The organism is Geoanaerobacter pelophilus (assembly GCF_018476885.1).
GTDB lineage: Bacteria > Desulfobacterota > Desulfuromonadia > Geobacterales > DSM-12255 > Geoanaerobacter > Geoanaerobacter pelophilus.
This window is the reverse complement of sequence record NZ_JAHCVJ010000002.1, coordinates 379,443-405,100: the sequence shown is the minus strand read 5'-3', so window position 1 is coordinate 405,100 and position 25,658 is coordinate 379,443. Positions and strand designations below refer to the sequence as shown.

19 protein-coding genes are annotated in these 25,658 nt (G+C 57.0%); 6 read left to right on the top strand and 13 right to left on the bottom strand.

Annotated features, from left to right (window positions below; translation table 11 throughout):
• Window positions 1-35 precede the first annotated feature (35 nt).
• From KI809_RS07285 to KI809_RS07255, 7 genes are all read right to left on the bottom strand, one after another.
• Entirely contained in the window at window positions 36-2,000 is a 1,965-nt protein-coding gene (locus KI809_RS07285; protein WP_214170873.1) for a hypothetical protein, read from the bottom strand.
• Entirely contained in the window at window positions 2,000-2,914 is a 915-nt protein-coding gene (locus KI809_RS07280) for a diguanylate cyclase (protein WP_214170872.1), read from the bottom strand. The genes KI809_RS07285 and KI809_RS07280 overlap by 1 nt, the downstream gene beginning before the upstream one ends.
• On the bottom strand, window positions 2,911-6,930 hold the full coding sequence (locus KI809_RS07275) for a response regulator (RefSeq protein WP_214170871.1): 4,020 nt from the start codon (window positions 6,928-6,930) through the stop codon (window positions 2,911-2,913). Before KI809_RS07275 ends, KI809_RS07280 begins: the two co-directional genes overlap by 4 nt.
• Window positions 6,931-6,943: 13 nt before the next feature.
• Window positions 6,944-7,954 (bottom strand): ABC transporter substrate-binding protein, encoded by a 1,011-nt coding sequence (locus KI809_RS07270; protein ID WP_214170870.1) that lies wholly within the window; start codon window positions 7,952-7,954, stop codon window positions 6,944-6,946.
• A 13-nt stretch (window positions 7,955-7,967) separates the two neighbouring features.
• Window positions 7,968-8,975, bottom strand: coding sequence for an ABC transporter substrate-binding protein (locus KI809_RS07265; protein WP_214170869.1), 1,008 nt, complete (start codon window positions 8,973-8,975; stop codon window positions 7,968-7,970).
• 115 nt (window positions 8,976-9,090) lie between these two features.
• Entirely contained in the window at window positions 9,091-9,915 is an 825-nt protein-coding gene (locus KI809_RS07260; protein ID WP_214170868.1) for an AAA family ATPase, read from the bottom strand.
• Between the two features lie 14 nt (window positions 9,916-9,929).
• Window positions 9,930-10,103: a hypothetical protein gene (locus KI809_RS07255; RefSeq protein ID WP_214170867.1), complete on the bottom strand. Its 174-nt coding sequence runs from the start codon at window positions 10,101-10,103 to the stop codon at window positions 9,930-9,932.
• Between the two features lie 80 nt (window positions 10,104-10,183).
• Between KI809_RS07255 and KI809_RS07250 the strand changes: the two genes are divergently transcribed.
• A complete protein-coding gene (locus KI809_RS07250; protein WP_214170866.1) occupies window positions 10,184-11,080 on the top strand; it encodes a protoglobin domain-containing protein in 897 nt (298 codons plus the stop codon).
• A 37-nt stretch (window positions 11,081-11,117) separates the two neighbouring features.
• Here KI809_RS07250 and hemH read toward each other — a convergent pair whose 3' ends face one another.
• Genes hemH through hemG form a run of 3 tightly spaced genes read right to left on the bottom strand, consistent with a single transcriptional unit; the run spans window position 11,118 to window position 14,363 of the window.
• The gene (gene hemH, locus KI809_RS07245; protein WP_214170865.1) at window positions 11,118-12,077 is read right to left on the bottom strand and encodes a ferrochelatase; all 960 of its coding nucleotides are present in this window, start codon (window positions 12,075-12,077) and stop codon (window positions 11,118-11,120) included.
• A 52-nt stretch (window positions 12,078-12,129) separates the two neighbouring features.
• Window positions 12,130-12,957: an alpha/beta hydrolase gene (locus KI809_RS07240; protein WP_214170864.1), complete on the bottom strand. Its 828-nt coding sequence runs from the start codon at window positions 12,955-12,957 to the stop codon at window positions 12,130-12,132.
• Entirely contained in the window at window positions 12,954-14,363 is a 1,410-nt protein-coding gene (gene hemG, locus KI809_RS07235; RefSeq protein WP_214170863.1) for a protoporphyrinogen oxidase, read from the bottom strand. Before hemG ends, KI809_RS07240 begins: the two co-directional genes overlap by 4 nt.
• Window positions 14,364-14,521: 158 nt before the next feature.
• Between hemG and KI809_RS07230 the strand changes: the two genes are divergently transcribed.
• Window positions 14,522-15,421, top strand: a complete 900-nt coding sequence (locus KI809_RS07230) for a DnaJ C-terminal domain-containing protein (protein WP_214170862.1) — start codon at window positions 14,522-14,524, stop codon at window positions 15,419-15,421.
• A 28-nt stretch (window positions 15,422-15,449) separates the two neighbouring features.
• Here the strand turns inward: KI809_RS07230 and KI809_RS07225 are convergent, their stop codons facing one another.
• The 3 genes from KI809_RS07225 to mfd form a co-directional block, all read right to left on the bottom strand.
• Window positions 15,450-16,412, bottom strand: a complete 963-nt coding sequence (locus KI809_RS07225; RefSeq protein ID WP_214170861.1) for a peptidylprolyl isomerase — start codon at window positions 16,410-16,412, stop codon at window positions 15,450-15,452.
• Between the two features lie 64 nt (window positions 16,413-16,476).
• Complete coding sequence (locus tag KI809_RS07220; RefSeq protein WP_435052248.1) at window positions 16,477-17,415, bottom strand: peptidylprolyl isomerase; 939 nt, start codon at window positions 17,413-17,415, stop codon at window positions 16,477-16,479.
• A 52-nt stretch (window positions 17,416-17,467) separates the two neighbouring features.
• The gene (mfd, locus tag KI809_RS07215; RefSeq protein WP_246559268.1) at window positions 17,468-20,914 is read right to left on the bottom strand and encodes a transcription-repair coupling factor; all 3,447 of its coding nucleotides are present in this window, start codon (window positions 20,912-20,914) and stop codon (window positions 17,468-17,470) included.
• Between the two features lie 465 nt (window positions 20,915-21,379).
• Between mfd and KI809_RS07210 the strand changes: the two genes are divergently transcribed.
• The 4 genes from KI809_RS07210 to KI809_RS07195 all read left to right on the top strand — a co-directional run bounded on the left by KI809_RS07210 (window position 21,380) and on the right by KI809_RS07195 (window position 25,593).
• Entirely contained in the window at window positions 21,380-22,717 is a 1,338-nt protein-coding gene (locus KI809_RS07210) for a DEAD/DEAH box helicase (RefSeq protein WP_214170859.1), read from the top strand.
• Between the two features lie 126 nt (window positions 22,718-22,843).
• Window positions 22,844-23,563 carry a cytochrome c biogenesis protein gene (locus KI809_RS07205; protein WP_214170858.1) on the top strand — a complete coding sequence of 240 codons (720 nt, stop codon included), beginning with the start codon at window positions 22,844-22,846 and terminating at the stop codon, window positions 23,561-23,563.
• A 22-nt stretch (window positions 23,564-23,585) separates the two neighbouring features.
• Window positions 23,586-24,293: a cytochrome c biogenesis protein ResB gene (locus KI809_RS07200; protein ID WP_214170857.1), complete on the top strand. Its 708-nt coding sequence runs from the start codon at window positions 23,586-23,588 to the stop codon at window positions 24,291-24,293.
• A 247-nt stretch (window positions 24,294-24,540) separates the two neighbouring features.
• Window positions 24,541-25,593: a GGDEF domain-containing protein gene (locus tag KI809_RS07195; protein WP_214170856.1), complete on the top strand. Its 1,053-nt coding sequence runs from the start codon at window positions 24,541-24,543 to the stop codon at window positions 25,591-25,593.
• Window positions 25,594-25,658: the final 65 nt, after the last annotated feature.

Genomic DNA, 25,658 nt, shown 5'->3' with positions numbered 1-25,658 from the left:
TACCTATGCCGGATATCAATCGAGCATGCACGATATCACCAAATATACTCCTTCGCAATCTCTCGCTTGTCATGGCCATAGAGAATATGCAGGACCCGGATAGCTTTCAGCTTGACCGGGGAGAGGCTGCCGAGTGGCATAAAAACGATTTTCTTTCCCATACGGGCGGCTATCTGCCTGAAAATACTGCGCGGCGGACGCGGCGCAACGTAGACCACGTGGGGGTCGATGGTGTAATCAAGGGCTGCCAGTAACAGCAGTTCGTGTTTGCCGCGGGCAAAGGCATAGTCGGGATCGCGCCATACGTCGTGCATGCGCATCGGCGGATAGGAAAGCATGAAGCCGCCGTATTCACAGCGGCAGATGCCGGGGCCGGCTACATTGTCGGCCGGCGGGGTGGCGTAGAAGGCCATGTCAGATTCCTGGTCATGCTCGCCGAGCCAGGTCATCATATAGGGAAACCTGGTGCCGTCACGGTCGTGATCAAAGATCACCACCACGCTGCCGACGCCCCCTTTGACCCGCTGCTGCTCTTTGACGTAGATCTTCCCCTCATGGATATTGCGCAGGGTCTCGCGCATGTCGATGCCGTCGAGCAACGACGAGGTCAGCGGCTCAACCCGCCATTGCTCCTCGGACAGCTGCTTGGCCCCCTTTTTCTTTAGAAAACGGCCATAATCCTCGATTGCCAGGTCTTCCGGCGGGAAGGAGCAGATGGAAGCGTTGTCAAACCCTTTCAGCCAGTCGCCCGGATGCTTTTCCCGTTTTCGCTTGAGGAACTGCAGCGGCGACAACCCCTTGCCGAGTCGCTGCTGCCGGGGGCGAAACCTGATCAGACGGCTGCCGCCCCAGACATCCTCCGGGGAAAGCCTGATGTTCGGCAGCTCCGAGTCCTCGCGCTGCCAGGGATAAAAGGTCGCCAGGCGGCAGAAGGCAAAGGCGAAATTATCATCCACACACCCCCTGGCGCTGGCCAGCAGCTGGAACAGATCGGGCAGCAGCCGGCCCGAAAGCGCGGCGTAGTTGCGGGCAAACCGGAAAAAAGTGCGTTTCTGCCAGATATGGACCGGTTCCCCGGTCTCCTGTTTGTAGTGCTTTGCCGTTTCCTGGAACAGCCTCAGCTGGATCCGTTGCCGATCCGGCATCTCTCCTTCTGCCCCGACATGGAGTGCTGTCCGTTCAAGCGCCCGGCGCAGGATGCTTTCCTCGGAGACTTCGGTTTTGCCGCCATTGATCAGTTCGAGCATCTTGTAGCGCTTGCGCAGAGACCCCTCTTCTGCGGCCGGTTCCGGGGGGAGCTTGCTGCGCCGCAGCTCGTAGATTGAAGAGATGAACGGAAACTCTCCGAGGATCTCACGACACGAATCAGGGTGGAGATTGGCGATATTGACCCCGGAACGGCGGCTGCGTGTCAGCGGCTGGGTCTGCGGCAGGGAAAACTCGGTTCGCAGGCGCTCCAGGTGCGACATGCCGCAGAGCAGCAGGATCCGCTCATGATTTTTCGCCAACTGCTGCAGCCGCCAGGCCATGCCCGCTTCCCGGCGCCGGTCGATAGTGGACGGCGTTGTCGTAGCAGTCGCGCAGCAGTACTGAAGGTAGTACGGCGCCAGGCCGATTCGGTGCACGGCGTAGGAGTCCGGCAGCAGGTCGTGGTGCTCAGGATACTGTTCGACATCCAGGTCGATCAGCTGGAGCGGGATCTGCCGCTCCAATGCCAGCCGGGCTCCCTCCACCAACGGATCTGCCGGTTCGATGAGCAGATACGCCGTCTGGGTGCCGCCGTTTCCCTTGAGATCGTACCAAACAACGGAAATTTCGGGCAGCCGGCGTACCCCCCGGATAAATTGCTCTTCTATAGTGTCAGGGAGTTCAATGGCAATGCAGTCCGGCTTGACCCGGTCGATGGCCTGGCGCACCAGATGGGCAAACTCCATCCGGTAATGGAGAATCGGCAGGGCGTGGACCGGGCCGAACTGTTCCAGATGCAGGCGGTGAGGCATTAGCCCTGATCGCCTGCCACCTGGTTGCGCCCCTTGCGCTTTGCCAGGTAGAGCAGCTTGTCGGCCCGATTGAGCAGTTCTTTTGAGTCTGAAGCCGGGCTAGGGATCTCGCTTATTGCTCCCAAGCTGATGGTGACGCATGGGGCAACCATGGAGAACTGATGGGGGATGGCAGCTGATTCGATGGCCAGCCGGAGTTTTTCCGCCAGGACCAGAGTCCCCGGCATCTCCGTATCCGGGAGAACACAGATGAATTCCTCACCACCATAGCGGGCGATGAAATCTGCGGGTCGTTCCAGTGAGGCCTCCAGCAGATAAGCGACCCGTTTCAGGCAGTCGTCACCAGCAAGGTGGCCGTAAGCATCGTTGTAATCCTTGAAATGATCGATATCGATCATGATGATGGACATGGGACTCCGGTTGCGGATCGCCCGGCGCCATTCCCTGTCAATGAATTCGTCGAAACCTCGGCGGTTGTGGAGTCCCGTGAGTCCGTCCATGCAGGAGAGCCGCCCCAGGAGGTCGCGCTGGCGTTTCAGCTCCAGCTGGTTCCGGACCCTGAGCCGGACGATGGAGGGATTGAACGGTTTGGTGATATAGTCGACGGCCCCAAGCTCAAGCCCTGACGACTCATCCTCCTGTTGGGACATGGCAGTGATAAAGATGATCGGGATGTCCTTGAGCAGCGGATCAGCCTTGAATTTTCTGCAGACTTCGTAGCCGTCCATGTCAGGCATCATGATGTCCAGCAGGATTAGGTCCGGGAGCGAGGTGGCCGCAATCTTGAGGGCATCCTTGCCGTTGGTGGCAAAAAATACCCGGTGGTTCTCCTGCAAGGCATCATTGAGGAGTTGGATATTGATCGGGGCATCATCAACCACCAGCACTTTGGGGAGCTCATTGACTGTCTTCATTCCTTCTCCTCGATCCGAATCTGCAGTGCCGCAGCCAGTTGCTCCAGTAACGAGAGGGCGAGCCTGAAATCGAGCCTCTTGACATGTTCCATGATGGCTAGCCCTTTAGCGTTGGTCTCGCCGTGCGCCAGCAGGGTGCAGAGAGCCGTGCATGGCCGGATTGCCTGGAGGTCTTGCAGCTTCAGCAGATGGGCCAGTTCATTGATGACCGGCACTAACCCTTCACTGGAGATATCACCGTTGTTTACCTGAATCTGGAGACCGGTGGCGGTAGATGAGAACTTTTCGGCAGTTTCGATGACTTCGCCAAGGTACCGCTCCAGCTTATCAATAAGCCAGTTAACATCTTCTCCCGTATTCCGCTGGATGACGTCTTCCAGCATTTTGGTGGTGTCGTAGAGTTTTTCGGCGGCAATATTGCCGGACACCCCCTTGAGCCCGTGGATCAGTCGCAGCGCCGCATCCCGGTCACCGCTTTCCAGCGCTTCGCGGATGGCTGCTGCAGTGCCTTTATAGCCGCCGGCGAAATCAGCAAGGATCGATCGAAACAGTTCGATATTCTGGCCGACCCTGGCGAACCAGGCTTCCAGGTTGATCCCGGGCAGGGCCGGCAAGCCGCCATAATGCCGGGCCAGTCCTTCTTTACGTCCTTCCTGCGGCCGTTCGACCGCAGCGGCGAACCGGAGCAGGGTGGCATACAGTTCCATGACATCGATCGGCTTGGCAATATGACCATTCATCCCTGCTTTCAAACAGCGCTCCTTTTCCTCGACCAGGGCATGGGCAGTCATGGCAATGATCGGCAGGCTTTCCAGGCCATGGGTCTCCCGGATCATTCTGGTGGCTTCGTAGCCATCCATGACCGGCATCTGGATATCCATAAGCACGGCATCGAACTGGGGGTCAGCCTGGTTCACGGCAGCCACCGCCTCCTTGCCGTCGACCGCTATTTCTGTAATCACGCCGACATTCTTCAACACTTCCTTGGCAAAGAGGCGGTTCACGGCATGGTCTTCGACCACAAGCACCCGCATCCCTTCGAGCCCAGAGAGCTTTTCCGATGTTTCGCTGTCCCGTTCGGCATCGTGCTGCAACAGTTCGTTGCCGTAACCCATTGCCCTGCAGATGGAGCGATAGAGCCGTTGCGGATGAAACGGCTTTGCCAGGAAATCCTTAACATCAAGCTCTCGGGCCTTCTGGCGGATATCTTCATTGCCGAATGCCGAGACCATGACCACCACGGGCAGCGCGTCGATTAACTGCTCGCGCCTGATCCGTTCCACCGTTTCCAGGCCGTCCATTCCCGGCATGAACCAGTCCATAAGCACCAGCCGGTAAGGGTCGCCATCCTCGCCGGAAGCAGCAAGCAGCTCTGTTAGCCCCTCTTCTCCGGAAGCGACTGCCGTGACCCTGAAGCCATGAATGGTCAGTTCCTGCTGCAGGATCTCCCTGGCAGACACGTTGTCGTCAACCACCAGCACCCGCATGTCGCGCAACGGGAACGGTTCTTCAATAAGTGCCGGATGCTCGCCGGCGCGTTTCAGGGTCAGGGTGAAATAGAAGCAACTCCCTTGCTGCGGAACGCTCTCCACCCAGATATTCCCCCCCATGAGCTCCACCAGCCGACTGCAGATCGAGAGCCCCAGCCCGGTGCCACCGAACTTGCGGGTAGTTGAGCTATCGGCCTGGGTGAATGGCTGAAAGAGCCGGAGCCGTTCTTCTTCCGTCATGCCGATGCCGCTGTCCCGGACCGAAAAGAGGAGAGAGACATCATCTTCGTGTTCCCGAAGCTCTTCGACCGATACCTGCAGGACCACCTCGCCATGTTCAGTAAACTTTACCGCGTTGTTGAGCAGATTGCCCAGGACCTGGGTGAGCCTTAATGGATCGCCTTTCAGCAGTGGCGGGATCCGCGGGTCAACGGCGTAGAGGACTTCAAGCCCCTTGGCTTCAGCCCAGACCGTGATGATGTCGGCAAGGTTGTCCAGCAGGTCGGGCAAGCGGAATTCGACCGATTCCAGCACCAGCTTGCCGGATTCGATCTTGGAAAAATCCAGGATGTCATTGATGATGCCGAGCAGCGATTGGGCGGAAGAGTGGATCTTGGTCAGGTAGTCGCGCTGCTTGGGGGTCATTTCAGTCTGGAGCGCCAGGTGGCCGAGTCCGATAATGGCATTCATCGGAGTCCGGATTTCGTGACTCATGTTGGCCAGAAACTCGCTCTTGGCCCGGTTGGCACTTTCTGCGGCGACTGTGGCGCTGATAAGCTCCTGCTCCAGGATTTTACGCTCTTCAATGTCGAAGCAGTAGCCAATATAACCCAGGAACTCCCCGGTCGGCGAGAAATTGGGTCTGCCGAAATCGATAAGCCAGCGAAAGGCGCCATCGTGGCGCCGTAGCCGGTACTCCATCTCGAACGGTTCCCGGCTGTTGAAGGCTTCAAGGTAAATTTTGAGGCAGTGGTCGAAATCGTCTGGATGGACGCCTTCCGCCCAGCCGTTGCCCAACTCCTGTTCAATGGGCCTGCCAGTGAACAGGAGCCAGCTCTCGTTGAACCAGTCGCACAAGGTGTCGGTGCCAGCGCGCCAGATCAGGGCCGGTGCCCGTTGCAAAATGGTCAGGTAGTAGTTCATCGACTCCATTACCTGAGCTTCTGCCTTTTTACGTTCTTCATTCTCTGTGGTCAAGTTCCTGGTCAGTTGCGACAGCTCTTCTGTCCGCTCCTGTACCCGCTGCTCCAGCCTTTCATTCATCTGCACCAGGAAATGCTCAGCCTCTTTTTTGCGTACAATGCGCCACATGGCGTCCATTATCAGGGTGACAACGGAAATATCCTCATCGCTATAACCGGTTTTCTTGTTGGAAACGCCAGCAAGCAGCACGATCCGTTCGCCATCGAACAGCGGCACGTTCATGTGATTGACCAACGCCACATGCCCTTCGGGAAGCCCTTTCTTGAGGGGATTCGCTGCCATATAATCATTAAAGATCATTGGGCGGCGCTGACGGATGGCTTCACCCCAGATGCCGACATCAGAAACTTTGTAGAGAGTCTGTGGATCGACCACCATGCATTGAGGCATAACATCTTTGGACCAGGCATGGAGATTCAGCAGCGTCTCGTCCTCATTCAGAAAATAGATATAGCCGATCATACTTCCGGTCAGACGTACTGCTTCTTCGAGGGCAAAATTCTTGAGCTTGTCATCAGGGCCGCTGATCATTTGCGACAAGCGGTACAATGACTCGAAGACATCTTTGTTGTGCCGCAGACGCTCATCGTCAGCGTGCCGCTGTTCTGCCATCTGGTCAAAGGCCACAGCCAGTTCGCCGATCTCGTCAGTCGGCGCCAGTCCGATCCTGTGTTCAAGATCTCCCTGGGCCATGATCTCAATGCCGGATCGGAATTTCTGGACCGGCTGAGCAAATGCCCGATAGACAAGCCAGGAGGTAACCGGCACGCTTAATGAGATCGCCAGCAGGAACAACAATTCCAGGTAATCCAGCCGCTGTGCCCGTGTTTCTGCCTGGCTATGGTTGATGTCGTGCAGATTGGTCAGCAGGGGGGATACAGTCTGGAGTTCCTGGAGCAGGCGGCTGGTCAGCCGATCGGAGAACCGCTTCCAGGTTGCATCCCGGTTCTGGGGACCAAACTCTTTGGTGTGGGGACCATACTGGTTGAAAAGATAGCCGATGGTCTTGTAGTGGTGGGTCACTTCCCTGATGATCCGTTTGTCCTCAGGTGTTTTGAATACCGGCCCGCTCTCGGTCATTTTCTGGCCAATGGTCCGGTAGGTGGCCTGCCACTGCTCATGGGCGCGTAGTTCCGAATAGATGTAATATTCATGGGTGAGAATGGTCAGGTCGGAAAAGAGTTTCTGGATTTCATCGGAACGGATTGCCCGGTAATTCAGCCTGTCTACCTCCCGTGACACCCAATATTGGGCCACGGAAGAGCAGAGGAGAATGAACACCGGAACAACGGCAATTATCTTGAGCTTTGTGCGAATCTGCATGAAATATGTCCCGCTATTTTAGTTTCACTGCCGAGGGATCAATCCCTTTTAACACTGACGGATCAAGAAACCGGAGATAATTGGGAAGTGCTTTAGTCTTCACAACCCCATTTTCTCTCATCCACCGGGCTTCGTCTTCCAAGGCCAGCAGCAGGACCTGATCCAGTGTTACCTTGTTATGCTGTTCCGCAATGATGCTTTTCAGGTCGTCATGCCGGATGTTCAGCTTCTGGGACAGCATTTTGGTCAGCTCTTCCGAATTCTGGCTGAGCTCTTTTTCGGCTCGCAGCAATGCCTTCAATACGCTGTGCGCAACCCCTGGGTTGGCGGCCAGCCACTCTTTCCTGACCACGAGGCAGGCAGCATGGTTGGTAAGCCCCGGCTCGGTGAAGACCACCCTTTGCTGATCAGGGATCGCCTGTTTTCCCTTGAGGTAGGCAATGTCAGAGCCGGCAAAGGCATCAATTTCGCCGCGCTTCAGCGCATCGGTAATTTCTGCATGGGAAATGTCGAGAATTGTTATCCGGTCAGCAGGAATATGGTTCTTTTTCAGGAACTGGTCGAGGAAAAAACCTGAAATTGTCCCTTTTGACACGCCAATCCGCTTGCCAGCCAGATCGCCCAGTTCATTAATCCCTTGGTCGCGGCGTGCCACAACCTTGATTCCATTGTCCGAGGAAGCAAGAGTGGCAATGATGACAATGTCATCGCGGTCGAAACTCTGGCGTACTAATGGGAATTCTCCGGTCAGGCTGGCATCGCATTGCCCGTTCAGGAATTTACCCATGGCAGCCTTGCCATCGCCAACCAGTTCAATTTCTGCGGCTATCCCCTCTTCCCGGAAGAATCCTTTTTCCTTGGCAATCAATGGCAATGTTGCCAGAATCCCCCCTTGGCAAATCTTGAACGGGCGCTGTTTAACAGGAGGGGCCGGCTCATTGCGGCTACAGCCGGCGATAAACGACAATAAGAGGGCTGCCAGGACCAGCATGCTCCCTTTACCCGAGGTGAGAATAGTTCGCAAGGTTTGCCTCCACTCAAAAATTGACACTTTGCGGCGACACCTTCTGCAGCATTTCCGGCACCATGATCGACTTGAAGCTCTTGTTGACAGCCTTGCCGCCCTCTCGCTCCCTGAGCCATCTGGCATTGTCTTCGAGAGTGAGCACCATTGCCGCATCGAGCGACAGTTTCGGGGTTATGTTTTCCCATATTTGCTCTGAAATCGCCGGCGAAGTCTTCAGGTAGGCACTGAAAAGCTGTTTGGCCTCTTCAGGTTTTTCGTTCAACATCAGTTCTGCTTTTGTCAGGGCCGCCATCATCCGATTGATGTCACCCTTCTTCTTTTGCAGTGTTGCGTCCAATACCGTGAGATAGCCGTGATTCAGGACAATGCCCGGATCGTCTACGACAACGACTTCATTGCCAAACTTTTCCTTCAGGCTGTAGGCGTTCATATCCGTGGTCACGATAGCGTCAAGCTTGCGCTCAAGAAACGCCTGGTGGAGTTCATTGCCCTTCATGAACTGGAGCTGCACATCTTTTTCCGTCATCCGGTTCTTGTTCAGGACCAGATCGAGAAAAAAATGGGGTGCCGTGCCTTTGGTAACCCCTATGCGCAGCCCTTTCATGTCTCTTACCTTGTGGACTTCGGCATTCTTCCAGGAGACGATAGCGCTCAAACGGTCCGACTTGGCTATGCCGGTTATGATTCTCAGGTCATCCCGTTTGGTACCGAAATCGGCCACCGGGGTATCTGCTGATGTGGCAATATCGCAGTTTCCAGCAAGCATTGCTTCCATCGCATCCCTGCCAAGGGCATACGGCTTCAGCTCGACCTTCAGCCCCTCTTTGGCAAACAACCCTTTTTGCTCGGCAATGGTGACCAGGATGCTGTAGGTGGTGCCGGTACAGATCTTGAGCGGTTCAGTCGCTGGGGTAGCCTTTGATTCAGCTCCCTGCCCTGGTGGATTTTGGGTACAGCCCAAGAGAAAGCCTGCGAAGATTGCAGTGATTAGGATCGCAGCGCCTTTTAAGCCGGTCATGGCAACTCCTCTGTATGGAATTGTTAGATTTTAACAAGTGATTCCGAGGTTACAACCATGTGGCGGAGAGAAAAGCTAGAGGCTGGAATCAGGCAGGCTGAGAGACAGGGTGGGCTTATCCCGGACGGATATAGCGCAGCGACTCCTCACCGAGAATCCTTTCCACTGCCAAAGGGAAAAGCTCCTGCGGCTCCTTGCCAGTCGCGTGCATCATTTTCAGGGCATAGCGGGCGATGTTGATTCCGTCACGAACCGAATAAAGCTCATCCGCAGCATGAGCCCGCTGGAGAAAATCCACCACATATTTGAGGATTCTGGTGCCGGCAAACGGCAGATTTTCCTTGAGGATCTGCAGCTCCTCGTCAGCATCCGGAAAATCGATGTATATCTGGGGCTGCAATCGGGAATGGATGTATTCCGGGATATCGAAGGTCGAGGCGTCCTCGTTCATGGTAACGACAAAACGGAAATCCGGATGGGCCTGAATGCGCAGTCCGGTTATGATCGATTCCACATACCTTCGGTCGTCGAGCAGCGGCGCCAGTGAGGCCCAGGCCTTCTCGCTCATCCGGTTTCCCTCGTCGAGGATCAGCACGCCCCCCTTGAGCATGGCCGAAACCAGCGATGACCCGGCATATTGAATCTTGGCATCCGGCCCGACCACCGGCGAAACGATGAGATCTTCCGGCCTGGTATCCATGGTCGCCTGAAACAGATACACCGGCCGCTCCAGGTGCCGGGCCGCGGCATAGGCAAGGGTTGTTTTGCCCACCCCGGGTTTGCCGATCAGTCGCGGGCTGAACGGGATATCTCGTTCGTCAATGACCATCCAGGCTGCCAGCAACTGCTTGAGCAGTTCGGTCTGGCCCACCCATTTCAGCGGCAACTCAACCGGGTTGGCCAGGGTGAGTGCAATTCCGTCCAGCGTGATCCGTTCCATGAGCGACTCCTGTCTTACCGGTCAATAACATACATCATAGCCAGTTTTGCCCGATTTTCCAGGCACTGTCGGCAGAGTTCGCCGGCGTCCTGCCAGAACTCCTCGGAAAGCCACTCCCCGGCCTCAGCAAAGAGCGAGTCATCAGCCGCCTCATCATATTCTGCGTGACAGATACTGCATCGTTTCATAGCCATTAATCCGTTTACATTGTTGCAAAAGGACCAAATTGGTCCTATAGTGGTCAGAAAAAAACAGGAGTACTACTGATATGCTGACCATGAATGACATCAAGGCCCATTACTTCTTTACCGAGGAAGACGCCGTTCTTCTCAAGTCGTTGCAGCCGCTGATCATTGACAACCAGGAGCGGATGACGGCCCTTTTCTACGATTACCTGCTGGGCATTCCGGAAACCTCTGAGCTGTTGAAGGATGATGCCAAGCTGGAGCGGCTGAAGGCCACCCTGAAAAGCTGGTTTGTCGAACTCTTTTCCGGCAGGTACGACAATCAGTATCTTCATGCTTTGCAGCGGGTCGGACTCGCCCATGTCCGGGCCGGCCTCAATGCCCATTTTGTCAACGCCTCCATGAACATTGTCCGGCACTTTGTCATCGAACTGCTCCAGGAACATTATCCCGAAGTGAAGGTACGGCGCAGCTATCGGAATGCGGCGGAAAAGATCATCGATATCAACCTTGACATCCTCAGTGCTTCCTACCAGGAAGAGGCGCTGAACAAGGTCTTTGTCTCGCACCGCCTGGAGTCGAAGCTGATTACCGTTGCCGAACGCTTTACCTACGGCCTCAACCTGATCCTGGTGGTCGCCCTGGCCGGGGTCTCCATCTCCGTGGTGGCCCTGTTTTCCTGGGACATCCTGCATATCTTCCGGGGCGATGTCGAGAAAGGGATTCTCTCGGCCCTTGGCTCGCTGCTCATCCTCTGGATGATGATCGAACTGATGGACAACGAGATCAAGAACCTGAAGGGCGGGCACTTCAACATCCTGGTGTTCATCGGCGTCATCATTGTTGCCCTGATCCGTGAGATCCTCATCTCCACTCTGCGCCGCGATGAACTGACCACCCAGGCCTTCCTGGCAGGCACCTTGCTGATCCTCGGTGTCGTCTACTTCCTGGTGGCCAAGAGTCAGAAGATCCGCGCCTAGCTAAACGGGGCGCAAACGCGCAACCGTTGCGCCCCGTTTAGCTCTTATTCCCCTCCTGCTGCACCAGATCCGCCAGACATTCGATAAACAGCGGTGAGCTGTTGAGGGACTCGGTACGCCGGAAATCGGTAATGCCGAGCTGTCGCGCCTCGCTGCCGTATTCGATGTCGATCTCGTGCAGGGTCTCGATATGGTCCGAAACAAAAGAGAGCGGCACCATCAGCATGTTCTTGCAGCCATGGGCCGCGAGGTGCTTGACCATCTCGTCAGTGGACGGTTCCAGCCACTTCACCGGCCCGGCCCGCGACTGGAAAGCGAGGTGGTACGAAACCTTCTCAAACCGTTCCATCACGAGCCTGACTGTTTCTTCGATATGGGACAGGTAAGGGTCACCGTCATCGATAAACGACTGGGGCAGCGAATGGGCGGAGAAGAGTAGTTCCACCTGCGAGCGGTCAGCAAAACCGGCCAGCCCGGTTTCGATCTTCTCTGCCAATGCCTGAATGTAGAGCGGGTGGTTATAAAAGCTGTCGATGTAGCTGACCTCGAACTGGACCCCGGCTGCCTGCAATACCTTGTTCAGCTCGTTGATGCTCGAACCGGTAGTGGCGCGGGAATAGTGGGGGTAGAGGGACAGGGCGATCACCCGCGAAATCCCCTCTTTCCTGATTGCCGCCAAGGCCTCCAGGGTTGAGGGGTGCCAGTAGCGCATGGCCACGAAGCAGCGGTAATCCGGGCCGAGCTTCTCTTCTAGGGCCTTTGCCTGGGCGTCGGTAAGCTCCCTGAGTGGCGATTTGCCGCCGATCTGGCGATAGTTTTCCATCACTCGCGGAGCGCGGCGCCTGACGATAAACCGGGCGATAAGCGGCTGGAGAAACGCCGGGCCGATCTTGATGATGTCCCGGTCGGCAAAGAGATTGAGCAGAAACGGCTCAACTGCGTCCAGGGAATCCGGCCCCCCCATTTGGAGCAGGAGAATTGCGGTTTTAGCGGACATTGTGACCTCGAATCGTGCGGCATTGAAGTGAGCGCACTATAGCACACCTCTTTCAGAGAATCTTGCGCTGTTTCAACCACTCTCCCGCCATCCGCCAGAAGGCATCCGGGTCCGGCGGGCAGTCGTTGTGGCTGCAGTTGAATTCGATGAATTTGACCTCTCTGCCTGCCTTGGACAGCTCCAGGCCGTGACTGAAAGGGATGATGTCGTCCTGCCTGCCGTGCGCCAGCAATATCGGGCCGGGAAAGCGCCTTACCGCAGCCAGATTGTCGAAAACATCCCGCACCATGAACCCCGGCAGCAGGAACCTTCTGGCAAAGGGGCGGGCCGAGGTAAAGGTGGACTGCAGCACCAGTGCTGCCAGTGGCCGGTATCGGCTCAGGGCGCAGGCCGGGCCGCCGCCCACCGACCTGCCGAAGGCGATGATCCGTGCCGGATCAACGTCGGGCCGGCTGCTAAGAGCATCATACCCGGCAACCGCCGCGGCAGTTATACTCTCTTCGCTGGGGGCCCCTTCCGATCTACCGTAACCGGGGTATTCCACCAGCATGACGTGCAGTCCGAGCCGGCGCACCCCCTCCACCTGGCCTGGGAGAAAATCGATTACCTCGCCATTGCCGTGGAAAAAGAGCAGGGCCGGGCTTCGTGCCCCGGCCGGAATGCCTTTGGCCGGGAGGAACCAAGTCTCGACCTTGCCTGTAGCAGTGTCCAGCCTTGCAACCGACAGCTCCGGCGAGCTCTTGGGAGGGGCCGGCGCTACCTTTATCCCCCGGCCGGGATACATGATCGTTCTCTGGCCCAAATAAAGGAGCAGGGCATAGCAGCCGTAAGCAACGGCGGCCAGAACCAGCATCCTCAAGAGGGGCGGCGTAGAAGTCATCTATTCTTTAGCTGCTCAATCGCCTCGTCGCTGGCTCGTTGCGCTGCGGCCACGCAATCGTTGAGGCCGATGCCGCGGTAGGAGTTGCCGGTCAGGATCAGGCCGGGATGGGCCTTTGCTTGCTCTTCGAGCCCGGCCAGCCGCTTGGCGTGACCAACTGTGTACTGGGGAATCGCCTTCTCATGGCGGAAGATCTTGACGAAATCGGGCGGCTCGTTGATCCCCATGATGGTTTTCAGGTCAGCCTGGACCCGCTTCTGCACCTCCTCGTCCGGGAGGTTGATATACTCGGGGAAGCAGGCGCCGCCCATCATGCTTCTCAGCAGGACATGCCCTTCCGGTGCCCGATTCTCGAAGATGCTCGAATCCCAGAGGGTGCCGAGGATGTTCTTTCCTTCCTGCTTGGGGATCAGGTAGCCGAAGCCGTCCAGATCGCGGCTGATCCTTTCCCTGCGGTAGCCGAAACAGACCACGGTCATGGTTGCATAGGGGATCTCGTTGAGCAGCGCGGCCATGCCGGCATCCAATCCTTGCAGCATCCCGGCAGTGGCATAGGCCGGGGTTGCCAGCACCACCGCATCGGCTTCCAACTCTCCCCGGTCGCTGATGACACGATATGGCGCAGTCGAGCCTTTCGCAACTTTTTCCACCTGTTCATCAAGGGTGACAGCTGCTTCGCCGATCCTCGCTGACAGAATGTCGGTCAGATCTTGAATGCCGCCGCGGAAAGAGGTCAGTACTCCGCCGGGGCCGGCAGCGCTGGCAACCACCTTGCCTTCGGCAATGTCCTGTTTTTTCTTCTTGGCCAGCTTGATCATCGCCTTGATCAAACCGCCGTATTGGGCCTCAAGTTCGGCAATCCGCGGGAAACAGGACTTGAGCGACATGGTTTCCGGGTCGCCGGCAAAGATGCCGGAGACCATCGGAGCAATCAGCTTACGGAGCGCCTCGTCACCCAGCCGGCGCCGGCCAAAGGCAGCCAGGGTCTCGTCTATTTCTCCCTGGTACTGGGGAATGAGCGGTTCCATGGCAAGACGCAGTTTGCCGGGCCAGGAGATCAGCTTGCTGGCAAGAAAGGAGGGGCCGTTCTCCGGCAGCCGGTGCAGCACCCCTTCGGAGAAGATGAAGCGCTTCCGGGCGTTGTCATTGCTCCTGAGCAGCTGGCTGTCGGCGCCTGCTTGCCGGCACAGCTCCAGGGTCTGCGGCTTGTTATCGAGAAAGCCGTTCGGCCCCCATTCGCAGAGAAAACCGTTATCCTTGATGCTCAGGATCTTGCCGCCGGTCCGCTTCTCTTTTTCCAACAGCATTACTTCGAGCTCTAGACCGGCACTCCTGGCCTTTTCTCCAAGCAGATAGGCTGTTGCCAGCCCGGATATCCCCCCGCCAACCACTATTGCCCGTTTCATGAAGCAGACTCCTTATTGAGGCGAAACTCAGCCGGAAATTATGACGAACAGAAAGAATAGTAACGGCAGCACAGCATCACGTCAAGGTATACAGCTCATTGACAGGCAGCGAAGAAGCGATTAGATTGCTATCGTATAGATTGAAAGGAGCGGCATCAATGGCAGACAATGACTATTACCAATCGCTCGGCCTCCAGAAAGGGGCTTCGCCGGATGAGATCAAAAAGGCGTATCGCAAGCTGGCAGTGAAGTTTCACCCGGACAAGAACCCGGGAGACAAATCAGCCGAAGATCGCTTCAAGGAGATCAATGAGGCGTATGCAGTGCTTTCCGATCCCCAGAAAAAAGCCCAGTACGACCAGTTCGGTTCTTCGGGCTTCCACCAGAGATACAGCCAGGAAGATATCTTCCGGGGGTTCGATGTCAACGATCTGTTCCGGGATATTGGCGGTTCGGAGGATATTTTTTCGCGAATTTTCGGTGGTGGCGGAGGGTTTCAGCAGCAGCGCGGGGGAAGAGGTGCGGGAATGCGCCGCCAGCGGGGCGAAGATTTCACCATGGAGCTGAAGGTCTCGTTTCGCGATGCCTACTCTGGGGCTGAAAAGAAAGTGGCATTTTCCAAGAACGGCAAGCGGGAAGAGCTGGTGGTCAAAGTGCCGGCCGGGGTGGAAAACGGTTCGAGATTACGGCTGCAGGGCAAAGGAGGCGAAGGGTTCGGCGGAGGGGCCCAGGGTGATATCTACCTGACCATCGTGGTGGGGAGCGATGCGCAGTTTACGCGTGAGGGTGACGATATCTTGACCGAACGCTTGATCCGGTTCAGCGAGGCGGCCCTTGGATGTTCCCTTGAGGTGCCCACCCTTGAAGGCGCCAAGCGGATCAAGGTTCCTGCCGGTATCCAGCCCGGCACCAAAATTCGCCTCAAAGGGCTCGGTTTCCCGCATATGGGGAGCACCGGTAAGGGAGACCTCTATGTGAAGGTCGGAGTAAAGGTTCCGGAAAGTCTTGCCGCCGAGCAGCGGTCGCTGCTGGAGAAACTGGCCGAACAAGGGCTGTAGCCGGTAGCGCCGCGGCGCTACCGCCTGATCATGGCTTGATCTCGATAGCGGCATTTTTCCTGAGGTCGCTGACCCATTGATTAAAGCGGGCCTCTGATTTCTGCCGGTACAAGGTTTCCTCGATCTCCCCTTTTACCTCATCGAACGGCTTGATATCGCCGAGAAACTTCTTTTCCAGCTTGATGATATGCAGACCTGACTTGGAACGGACCGGATCACTGACCTCGCCGGGATTCAGCTTTATCACCACAGCCTCCATCTCCGGCAGCAGGTCCCCCTTCTTGAAGGTCCCGAGTTCGCCGCCGTCAGTGGCGGCATTCGGGTCATCGGAATACTTCTTGGCCAGTTCCGCGAAATCGGCGCCACCCTTTGCTTCTTTCAAAGCCTTGTCGGCCTTTTCCCTGGTCTTGGCCAGATCGCTGTCAGTGGCATCCTTTGGCAGGGCAAAGAGAATATGTCTGGCGCGGTACAGTTCCTGTTCACCGAATTTGGACCGATTGGCCTGATAATACTCCAGCACCTCTTTCAGCGTTACCTGGACCTTGGCTTTGACCTCCTGGCTCATCAGTCGCAGCCGTTCCAACTGATCCTTGATCTGTGCCTTGTATTGGTCAAAAGAGAGCCCCTGGCCTGCCAGCGCTTCGATCAGCCGCTCCTGGGACATCTTGTTCTGCTTTTTCACCTCTTCAATCGACTGCCTGATTTCCTCTTCAGAGACCTTGATGTCAAGCTCCTTGATCTTCTGATCCACAAGCCTCCGATCGATCAGGCGGTTTACCGCCGCAGTGCGGAGCTTGAGCTGCTCTTCCGGGGTAAATGGCTCCTTGCGGTTGGCCTCCCGGGCCATCACCTTGAATTCGTTGTCAAGATCGCGGTTGGTAATGATCTCATCGTTGACAATGGCCGCTATGCTGCTTATTACCTCAGCCCCGGCGTTCGCCGCGGGATAGGACGCCAGCAGCAGGGACAGCACTAGGAAAATGCGAATCATTGATCGCCTCTCTTCAATAAAAAAGGCCGGGAACGTGTCCCCGGCCCTTCATGATGTTTGGATATTATTTCTTTTCTGGGGCCGGAGGAGCCGATTTGGGGGCCTCTGGCTGCTTGTCTTTGTCAGCGCCGTCGCCGGAGCCATCCATCTTTTTCAGGACATCTTCCTTGATGGTATATTTTGAGCTTTTCTTGAGCTCATCTTTCAGTTTCTGGAAGACTTCCTGCTGCTTGGTCGGCAGCAACGCGGCCTTGATCTGGTCTTTCACCTCGGCAAAAGCTCTCTGCCCGGCGGCCCGCTTGCCGGTCAGCTTGATAATGTGAAAGCCGAACTTGGTCTTGACGATGCCGGAGGTCTCACCCTCCTTGAGGCTGAAAGCGGCCTTTTCAAACTCCGGAAGCATTGAGCCTTTGCTGAACCAGCCGAGATCGCCGCCTTTGGCACCGGCGGAATCCATGGAGTTCTTCTTGGCGAGTTCCTCAAAAGAGCCGCCAGCCTTGAGCTTGCCGAGGATCTCCTGGGCCAGCTTTTCGTCTTTTACAAGGATATGGCTTGCCTTGATCTGGTCGCCGCTTTTGAACTTGTCCTTGTTCTCGTCGTAGAATTTCTGCAGATCGGCATCAGAGATGTTGGACTGCTCCTCGACCTTCTTCTTTAGATAGGCCTCAACCACGAGGCGTTTTTTGATATCTTCAAGCTTGTCGGCCACGAGCTGGCTCTTGTCAATGCCGTCCTTTTTGGCCTGCTGCAGGATCAACTCCCGGATGACCATGGTTTCCAGCATTTCCTTCTTGCCTTCAGCGGTCTCAGTCATCGGTTTGAGGTACGGAGGGAGATTCTCCAGCTCTTTTTTGAAATCTTCGGTGGTAATGGTGGCGCCGCTTACCTCGGCAAGCACTTCCTCGCTACTTTTTGCAGGTTTTTGGCCTTCTTCGCCCTTCTTGGCGTTGCACCCGGCAATCAGTGCGGCACCGGCCAGGACCAACGCTAAACTATTAAGAATTCTAGGCACGTTAAAACTCCTTGCGACAAGGTTTTATGGTAACTGCGGCACGCTAACATACCTGGCCAAGGCATTTCAAGAGATTTCTGGCCTCGCTGAGGATGCCGTCGAATGAGCGGTCCGTCAGTTCGGCAATGAGCCGGAAATCCGGGGTAAACTGGTACTTCTTGGGCTGGCTCCTGACCAGGCCGATGATGGTGTCCGGCGAGACCACGGTCTTTTGATGGAACGAGAGCAGCAAACGGCTGCCATCGAACTCGATCTCCTGGATCAGCCGCTGTTTCAGCATGATCCGGATTTTCATCACCTCGATCAGGAAGGTGACTGCCGGCGGCAGCGGCCCGAAGCGGTCGGCAAACTCCTGGCCGACATCGGCGACGTCCTCCTCGTTCTGCGCCTGGGTGAGCTTTTTGTAGAGAATAAGCCGCAGGTTCGGTTGCGGCACGTAATCTTCGGGGATGAAGGCCGGCACGCGCAGCTTCAGTTCCGGTTCGATCCTGATCTCACGCTCTTCCCCTTTCATCTGGTCAACCGCCTCTTCCAGCATCTCGGTATACAGTTCAAAACCGACTGCGGCAATCTGGCCCGACTGCTTGCCCCCCAGCAGGTCGCCGGCGCCGCGGATCTCCAGGTCATGCGTGGCGATCCGGAACCCGGCCCCGAGCTCGGTAATCTCCTGCATGATCCGAAGCCGCTCCCTGGCATCCTGGGAGATCGCCCCTTCGCCGGGGATCAGGAAGTAAGCGTAGGCCCGCTGCTTGGAGCGCCCGACGCGCCCGCGCAACTGGTAAAGCTGGGACAGGCCGAAGGAGTCGGCGCGATTGATGATCAGGGTGTTGGCGGTCGGGATATCGAGTCCGGACTCGATAATGGTGGTGCAGAGCAGCAGGTTGGTCTCGCCGTGCATAAAGCCGAGCATCACCTTTTCCAGCTCTTTTTCATCCATCTGGCCATGGCCGACGGCGATCTTCGCCTCCGGAATGATCCGCTGCAGATGCTCCTGCATCAGGCCGATACTCTGTACCCGGTTGTGGACGAAAAATACCTGGCCGCCGCGGCGCAGCTCGCGCAGTACCGCCTCACGCACCAGCTCTTCGGAGAACCTGGCCACAAAAGTCTTGATCGCCAGCCGGTCCACCGGCGGAGTGTCGATGATCGACAGGTCGCGGATCCCCATCATCGACATATACAGTGTTCTCGGGATGGGAGTGGCAGTCAGGGTCATGATGTCAACGGTGGCACGGTATTTCTTGAGCTTCTCCTTGTGCGCCACCCCGAACCTCTGTTCTTCGTCAACGATGAGCAACCCCAGGTCCTTGAACTGGACATCTGCCTGCAGCAGCCGGTGGGTGCCGATGACGACATCGACTTCCCCTTTGGCCACCCGAGCCAGCGTCTCTTTTTGTTCCTTCGGGGTTCGAAAGCGGGAGAGCATCTCGACCGTTACCGGGTATTCGGCAAAGCGCTTGAGGAAGGTCTCCTGGTGCTGCTGCGCCAGGATGGTGGTCGGCACCAGCACTGCCACCTGCTTGCCGTCCATCACCGCCTTGAAGGCGCCGCGCATGGCCACTTCGGTCTTGCCATAGCCGACATCGCCGCATACCAGGCGGTCCATCGGCTTGGCTGACTGCATGTCGGCCAAGACATCCTCGATGGCCGCCATCTGGTCAGGGGTTTCATCCCAGGCAAAGGAGGCCTCGAACTCTTTGAACATCTCGTCCGGCGGCGAAAAGGCATGCCCTTCCTTTACCTGGCGCTCGGCATAGATCTTCAGCAGTTCGCCGGCCATCTCTTCCACTGCAGCGCGGGCCTTGGCCTTGGCCTTCTCCCACCCGGCACCGCCAAGCTTATCGAGATGTGGCTCGACCCCCTCGGCACCCACATAACGCTGCACCAGATTGAGCCGGTCCACCGGCAGGTACAGTCGGTCGCTGCCGGCGTATTCAAGTAGGAGAAAATCCCCTTCGACATCACCCAGGGTCAGGTGTTGCAGACCCCGGTAGATGCCGACGCCGAAATCGAGGTGCACCATATGGTCGCCCGGTTTCAGTTCAGCCAGGGAGGTGAGGATCTGCTTCTTGCGCGCCTCGGTAAGTCCTCGCCGCCGTGAGCGGGGGCCGAAGATCTCCTCTTCCGCCACCACCACGAGCTTCTCATCCGGCAGGCGAAAGCCTCGGGCAATGTCTCCGGTAAGGATCGAGACTCGCCGATCCCGGCGCTCCACCAGTATGGGAAAAGGATTCTCGTCAAGGGCCACCGGCAGCCCGTGGGGGGAAAGCAGATCGTAAAGCCGCTGCGATTGGGCTTTCTGGCTGCAGATCACCATGACGCGCTGCTGGTCGGCAAGCCAGTCGGAAATCTTATCGACCAGCGGTTTGAGGACCCCTTCGCTGTCTGGTGACAGGGACAGCCTCAAGTCTGAGTTGTCCTGGCATTTGATGGCAGTGGTGGTTACGCTCTGGTCAAGCAGTTCGAGCGTCGGCAGTGAAACAGCAGGCCCTGCTGCGATCAAACCCTTCACTTGCTCGCCAGGCAGGAACAGGGCGCTTCGCTCGCAGACAATCTCTTCGCGCTCCTGGGCCTTGGCTTCGGCAAGTTCGAGCTCCCCGGCAAACCTCTCAATTGAGGCATCTATGGCATCGGGGTCGGTCAAGACCCTGATGGCGGCGCTGCCCACGTAATCGAACAGGGTCTCCAGATCGGGGTGAAACAGTGGCTGGAGATACTCGACTCCGGGAGGATAAATGGCGTTCTGCAATTGCTCCAGCAGCTCGCGCCGCCGGGGCAGCGGGATGTCAAGAGAGTCGCACAGCTTTTTCAGCCGCGGCGGCAGTTGCTGCATCACCTCGTGGTTGAGGATGATCTCCCGGGAGGGGAGCAGGACCAGCTCTTCAAGGGGATGCAGCGACCGCTGGGTCAGCGGATCGAACGTTCGGATCGTCTCAACGAAATCGCCGAAGAACTCGATCCTGACCGGCGCGGCAAGGTTCGGTGGGAAAATGTCCAGGATGCCGCCTCTGGCGGCAAATGAGCCGCGGTCTTCAACCAGCGGCACGTGCGAGTAGCCAAGCCTTACCAATTTTGCCAGCAGTGCTTCGCGGTCAGCCTCTTCCCCGGCCAACAGGTAATCCGAGACCTTCCCCAGGTCGGCCCTGGAGAGGACCCGCTGGCAGAGCGCGGTGACCGGCGCGATCACCACCTTTGCCGTGCCGCTGGTGATGGCGAAAAGAGTGTTGAGCCTGCGACCGGTAAGATCAGGATGGGGTGAGGCATGCTCAAAGGGGGTGCTTTCCCAAGCGGGGAAAGTAAGGACCCCTTCCTGGAAGCCGCTGTAGAAAGATAATTCGCGATGCAGCTCGTCGGCGGCATCGCTATCCGGGGTGATGACGAGTAGCGGAACCGGCGTTGCCGGCATGATGCGGGAGAGCAGCCAGGCCGGAGCAGAACCGCGCAGTCCTGTTATGGATAATCTTCCGGCAGGAGATGCTCCGCCGGCCATCAGTTCTTTAATTTTTGCGTCTATGGCCATAACGGGTGAGGATAACAGAAATCTCAGCTATGTTCCACATCTAGAATAAGCTGTCGGACCCGGTTGCTGCCACTGCGTACTCAATCGTCAGGCTCTCCTGCCGGACAAATATTCCGCACTTTAATGAAAAAGCTTGCTTTGCTGTTAAATATATTGGTATAAGAGATATTCACTTTGCCCTGGCGGGCTAGTATGTCGTCCTCTTCAAGCAGGTTGCAGCTCTTCACAGCACCCCACTGGTATTCCGCAGGCCGCCTTTCTCGATCCGCCATCGCTTAAAACTCAGTTCAATAATATGCGTCCACCTGAAGGAATGCGCCGTTTTCGGTTTTGTCCGGCTATGTCTGCCTGCGACCGTCAGTGCCTCACCTTGAACGGCGGGCACAAACAGCAGTCCGGAAAGTTCCGGACCAATCCAGAAAGAAGGAACAGTTAATGACTTTTGCTGAACTCAACCTCTCTCCCTCAATTCTCAAGGCGCTTGACAACTGTGGCTACAAAGAACCGACCAGCATCCAGGCCGAAGCGATCCCCAAGGCGATGGCCGGTCATGATATCATTGCCTCTGCCCAGACCGGCACCGGCAAGACTGCCGCTTTTGTGTTGCCAGCGCTGCAACGGCTTTCATCTCCTCCGGTTGCATCAGGCAAGGGACCGCGTATCCTGGTTCTGACCCCGACCCGCGAACTGGCAAACCAGGTTACTGACGCGGTCCGTGCTTACGGCAAACTCATGCGGGTCCGGAGCGGCGCCATTCTCGGCGGCATGCCGTACCGCGAGCAGCTGCGGATGCTTTCCGCGCCGGTTGACTTTATCGTTGCCACGCCCGGCAGGCTCATCGACCACCTGGAAAATGGCAGGCTCAATCTGTCGCGCCTGGAGATGCTCATTCTGGACGAAGCCGATCGGATGCTGGATATGGGCTTTGTCGAAGATGTGGAGAAGATTGCTGCTGCCACACCGGCCGGTCGCCAGACCCTCCTGTTCTCGGCAACGCTTGATCATCGCATCAAAAAACTTGCTGGCGGGCTCCTGAGAAATCCTGAACTGATTCAGATCGCGCCAAACCAGATCACCCACGCCAATATCGAACAGCGCCTGCTGGTTGCCGACAACCTGCCGCACAAGAACCGGCTTCTGGAGCATCTCCTGGCCGAACAGGATGTAACCAAGGCGATTGTCTTCTCCGCGACCAAACGCGATGCCGATTCCCTTGCCAAGGACCTTGCCGCGCTCGGCCACAAGACGGCAGCGCTGCACGGTGACATGACCCAAGGGGCGCGCAACCGTACCATCACCAACATGCACCGCGGCCAGGTGAAGGTCCTTGTCGCCACTGACGTTGCGGCCCGAGGTCTTGACGTAACCGGCATCAGCCATGTCATAAACTTCGATCTCCCCAAGTTCGCCGAAGACTATGTGCACCGCATTGGTCGTACCGGCCGCGCTGGGGCATCGGGGATCGCCATCTCTTTCGTCTCCCATAACGAGATTAGCTACCTTGACCGGATCGAGAAGTTTACCGGTTCTGCTCTCCCCGTGCATGTCATTCCCGGTCTTGAGCCGCTTCAGGCGCTGCGCAGGCTTGCCAAGGGGAAAGGTGCCGGTGCTTCGCGCGGGCGTTCCGCTGCCGGACCCGCCAAAAGCGGGGCGAGGAGCAATGCTTCAACGGCAAACACTCCAGCTAGCAGCAAGAACAAGCGATGGGGCGCTCCGAGGCGTGATCAGGCTCCGGTAGTTGTCTACCGGAACAAAAGCCAGAAGGCCAGCTGACGTTCTGCTTTTCTGCAGGGCAATTGAAGACCGTATAGATTAATAGCGCCCCCTGACCGTTTACCGGCAGGGGGCACTTTAACTTTCCGCTTGCTACGTTCTGCCATATCATTGTAAGTTCCCCCCATGAAATGGCTCCTCATTACCTCGGCCGGCCTCTACCTGTTCGGCTCCTATTCCCGTCCGCTTTTTCTTGCAGGGCTCGTAGCAGAACTTATTCACATGGGGATGCGCGGCACAGCCCTGGGCCGCTTGCCATTGATCGGCCCCCATGACACCCTGGCATTCTTTTCCACCTCCATTGCCCTGATGGGGCTACCGTTTCTCTACGCCCGGGGCGTGAAAAAGGATTCGACCCTTTCCTGGAGCATCGGCGCCCTGGCCGCCCTTTTTGCCCTGCTGGCCCTGCCGTTTCGCTCCATGAACATGCCGTTGCCCCCGGTGCTCAACACCCTCTGGTTCGAACTCCACGTGGCACTTGCCTTTTTCGCCTACGGACTGTTCGGCATCGGCGCGATCCTTGGCGGGCTGTACCTTGCCCGCAACGACCGCACGTTGCTTGACCTCCAGTACAAGGCGGCGCTGATCGGCTATACCTTTTTCTCGGCATCGATGGTGTCAGGCGGGATCTGGGGATATTACGCCTGGGGCACCTACTGGCTCTGGACGCCCAAAGAGCTCTGGACATCGATACTCTGGCTCTTCTACTCGCTGTACCTGCACCTGCGCCTGAAAGGGGCTAATGCCGACCGACTGGTGGCCTGGGCCGGGATTATCGGCTTCGGGGTGACCCTGTTTACCTATCTTGGCGTGAGCATGCTGATGAAAAGTTCGCATAGTTTCTGATCGTGGTCTTTTTGGTGATTTTATGAAAAAACTGTATGATTTCCTTACGTCCCTTGACCTCGGCATCTGGCTGGTTTCCGGGGTGATGCTGTTCCTCGGCATTGGTTCTTTCATTGCCAAGGAAGGATCGGCCATCAATGATGTTCCGCTGTTCATCTGGCTGACCCAGGCGCCGCCTGCCGAGACCTGGTGGCTTTGGATCACGGTTGCCATTCTGGCGGTATTGGCGCTAAATACCGTGCTGTGCAGCATCGAGTCGCTCCGGGCCAAGTGGCAGCGGGGAAGTTTTCTGATCCGGATTGCCCCGCAGCTGATGCATCTTGGCTTCCTGTTGATCATGCTGGCCCATCTTTCCAGCGCCTATGGCGGGTTCAAGGATGGCGGGCCGCTTCCTGAAGGCGGGGCATTCAGTTTCCCCGACGGTTCCCGGCTGGACCTGGTCAAGCTGGATGTCCAGATTGGGCCGATGGGGATGCCGCTCGATTTCAGCGGTGTCTTACGGCATTCGACACCTTCCGGGGTTATCAAAGGGACCTTCAGCCCCAATCATCCTTACTTTTACAAGGGATTCGGTGTCTATTTGAAGAATGTCGAGCCTTCTCCAGTCAGGACCGCCCTGGTTGAAATTCACCGGGAGCCGGGAGCGCCATTGGCCCTGGCTGGCGCGCTGTTCTTTACCGTTGCCAACCTCATGCTGATCTGGCTGAGAAGAGGAAAAAGAGCGGCGTAATCTGGACTTTTGTCTCGCTACCGTTGAATAATGTGAATGCAGTATTATCTGGGAAAAATCTGTTAAAGCTTCAACTCCCCTTTCCGATAAGAATCCAACCAGCAGCTGCGAATGCTTTTGCTTACCCTTCCTGATACGCACTCGTCGCCTATTCCCTTTCCGGTCCGAAATTTCTGCAGATTCAATGACTGATAGCCTGCTCCAGTCATTTGGATGCTATTTCGGAAGGCACCGGCTGGAGAGTTAGATGCAAGACATCTTCGTGAACAGTATCATGTCGGAAACTGTAGTATGCACTTCTTTGGACGCAACCCTGCAGGATGTCACCACCCTGATGCGGGACAGCAAATGCTCCTGCGTGGTGGTAACTGAGAACGATATCCCTGTTGGCATTGTTACCGAGTTCGATTTCATCCGGTTACTGGCAAGCAGGGGCGCGCGAGAGGTGTTTTCCGCGATCAGGGTATCGGGGATCATGTCCCGGCCGGTGGTTTCCATTACCGAAAACACCACGCTGTTCGACGCCTTGGTCATAACAACGGCACGGAAATTTCGCCATCTCCCGGTTGTTGATGCTGACGGCAAGCTCAAGGGGATTGTCAATCTGGTCGATCTGGCCCAGGCCCATTTTCATACCTATGAAAAGCAGCGCGAGATCATCGAACAGACCATATCCACCCGGACCCGCGAGTTGGTGGAAGCCAATGACAAGCTCAAGGCGCTTTCATTCGTAGATGCCCTGATGGGGATCGGCAACCGGCGGGCAATGGAGGTCGACCTGGAGCACTCTCATGCCCAGGCGGCCAGGTATGGACGCTCCTATAGCGTGGCCCTCTTTGATTTCGATTTCTTCAAGCGTTACAATGACACCTACGGCCATCTCGCCGGAGATTATGCGCTGAAAACCGTTGCCGGTGCCATTGCCGGCCGGATCCGCACAGCTGACCGGGTCTATCGTTATGGCGGGGAAGAGCTGCTGCTGCTTCTGCCGGAGACTGAACTGGATGGCGCGGAAATACTGGTCGAGCGGGTGATGCACGCGATCAGAGGGGTGGCAATTCCACACTGCAAGAGCCCGTACGGGGTTGTTACCCTGAGTTGCGGCATCGCCTCATTCCCGCTTGCTGGTGAAAACTGCAGTTCCTGGCGGGACGTCGTCGCCATTGCTGACCAGGAGATGTACCGGGCCAAGCACAATGGCCGCAACAGGTCGTGCCGCTTACGCCCGAAAAAGCTGGCGGAAAATATCAGGGATTCGTTGCTGGTCCTTGAGCCTGACCCTCACTTTGCAGGGGCATAGCCCCATTTCTCCAACAACATCAAAACAGGATCCGGCCGGGAGCGGGAAGTGGTTGTCATCACCAG

Bases quoted from the DNA above. Each gene is read 5' to 3' on its own strand.
- KI809_RS07285 (WP_214170873.1), bottom strand. From the start codon at position 2,000: ATGCCTCACCGCCTGCATCTGGAACAGTTCGGCCCGGTCCACGCCCTG.
- KI809_RS07280 (WP_214170872.1), bottom strand. From the start codon at position 2,914: ATGAAGACAGTCAATGAGCTCCCCAAAGTGCTGGTGGTTGATGATGCC.
- KI809_RS07275 (WP_214170871.1), bottom strand. From the start codon at position 6,930: ATGCAGATTCGCACAAAGCTCAAGATAATTGCCGTTGTTCCGGTGTTC.
- KI809_RS07265 (WP_214170869.1), bottom strand. From the start codon at position 8,975: ATGACCGGCTTAAAAGGCGCTGCGATCCTAATCACTGCAATCTTCGCA.
- KI809_RS07260 (WP_214170868.1), bottom strand. From the start codon at position 9,915: ATGGAACGGATCACGCTGGACGGAATTGCACTCACCCTGGCCAACCCG.
- KI809_RS07255 (WP_214170867.1), bottom strand. From the start codon at position 10,103: ATGAAACGATGCAGTATCTGTCACGCAGAATATGATGAGGCGGCTGAT.
- KI809_RS07250 (WP_214170866.1), top strand. From the start codon at position 10,184: ATGCTGACCATGAATGACATCAAGGCCCATTACTTCTTTACCGAGGAA.
- hemH (WP_214170865.1), bottom strand. From the start codon at position 12,077: ATGTCCGCTAAAACCGCAATTCTCCTGCTCCAAATGGGGGGGCCGGAT.
- KI809_RS07240 (WP_214170864.1), bottom strand. From the start codon at position 12,957: ATGACTTCTACGCCGCCCCTCTTGAGGATGCTGGTTCTGGCCGCCGTT.
- hemG (WP_214170863.1), bottom strand. From the start codon at position 14,363: ATGAAACGGGCAATAGTGGTTGGCGGGGGGATATCCGGGCTGGCAACA.
- KI809_RS07230 (WP_214170862.1), top strand. From the start codon at position 14,522: ATGGCAGACAATGACTATTACCAATCGCTCGGCCTCCAGAAAGGGGCT.
- KI809_RS07225 (WP_214170861.1), bottom strand. From the start codon at position 16,412: ATGATTCGCATTTTCCTAGTGCTGTCCCTGCTGCTGGCGTCCTATCCC.
- mfd (WP_246559268.1), bottom strand. From the start codon at position 20,914: ATGGCCGGCGGAGCATCTCCTGCCGGAAGATTATCCATAACAGGACTG.
- KI809_RS07210 (WP_214170859.1), top strand. From the start codon at position 21,380: ATGACTTTTGCTGAACTCAACCTCTCTCCCTCAATTCTCAAGGCGCTT.
- KI809_RS07205 (WP_214170858.1), top strand. From the start codon at position 22,844: ATGAAATGGCTCCTCATTACCTCGGCCGGCCTCTACCTGTTCGGCTCC.
- KI809_RS07200 (WP_214170857.1), top strand. From the start codon at position 23,586: ATGAAAAAACTGTATGATTTCCTTACGTCCCTTGACCTCGGCATCTGG.
- KI809_RS07195 (WP_214170856.1), top strand. From the start codon at position 24,541: ATGCAAGACATCTTCGTGAACAGTATCATGTCGGAAACTGTAGTATGC.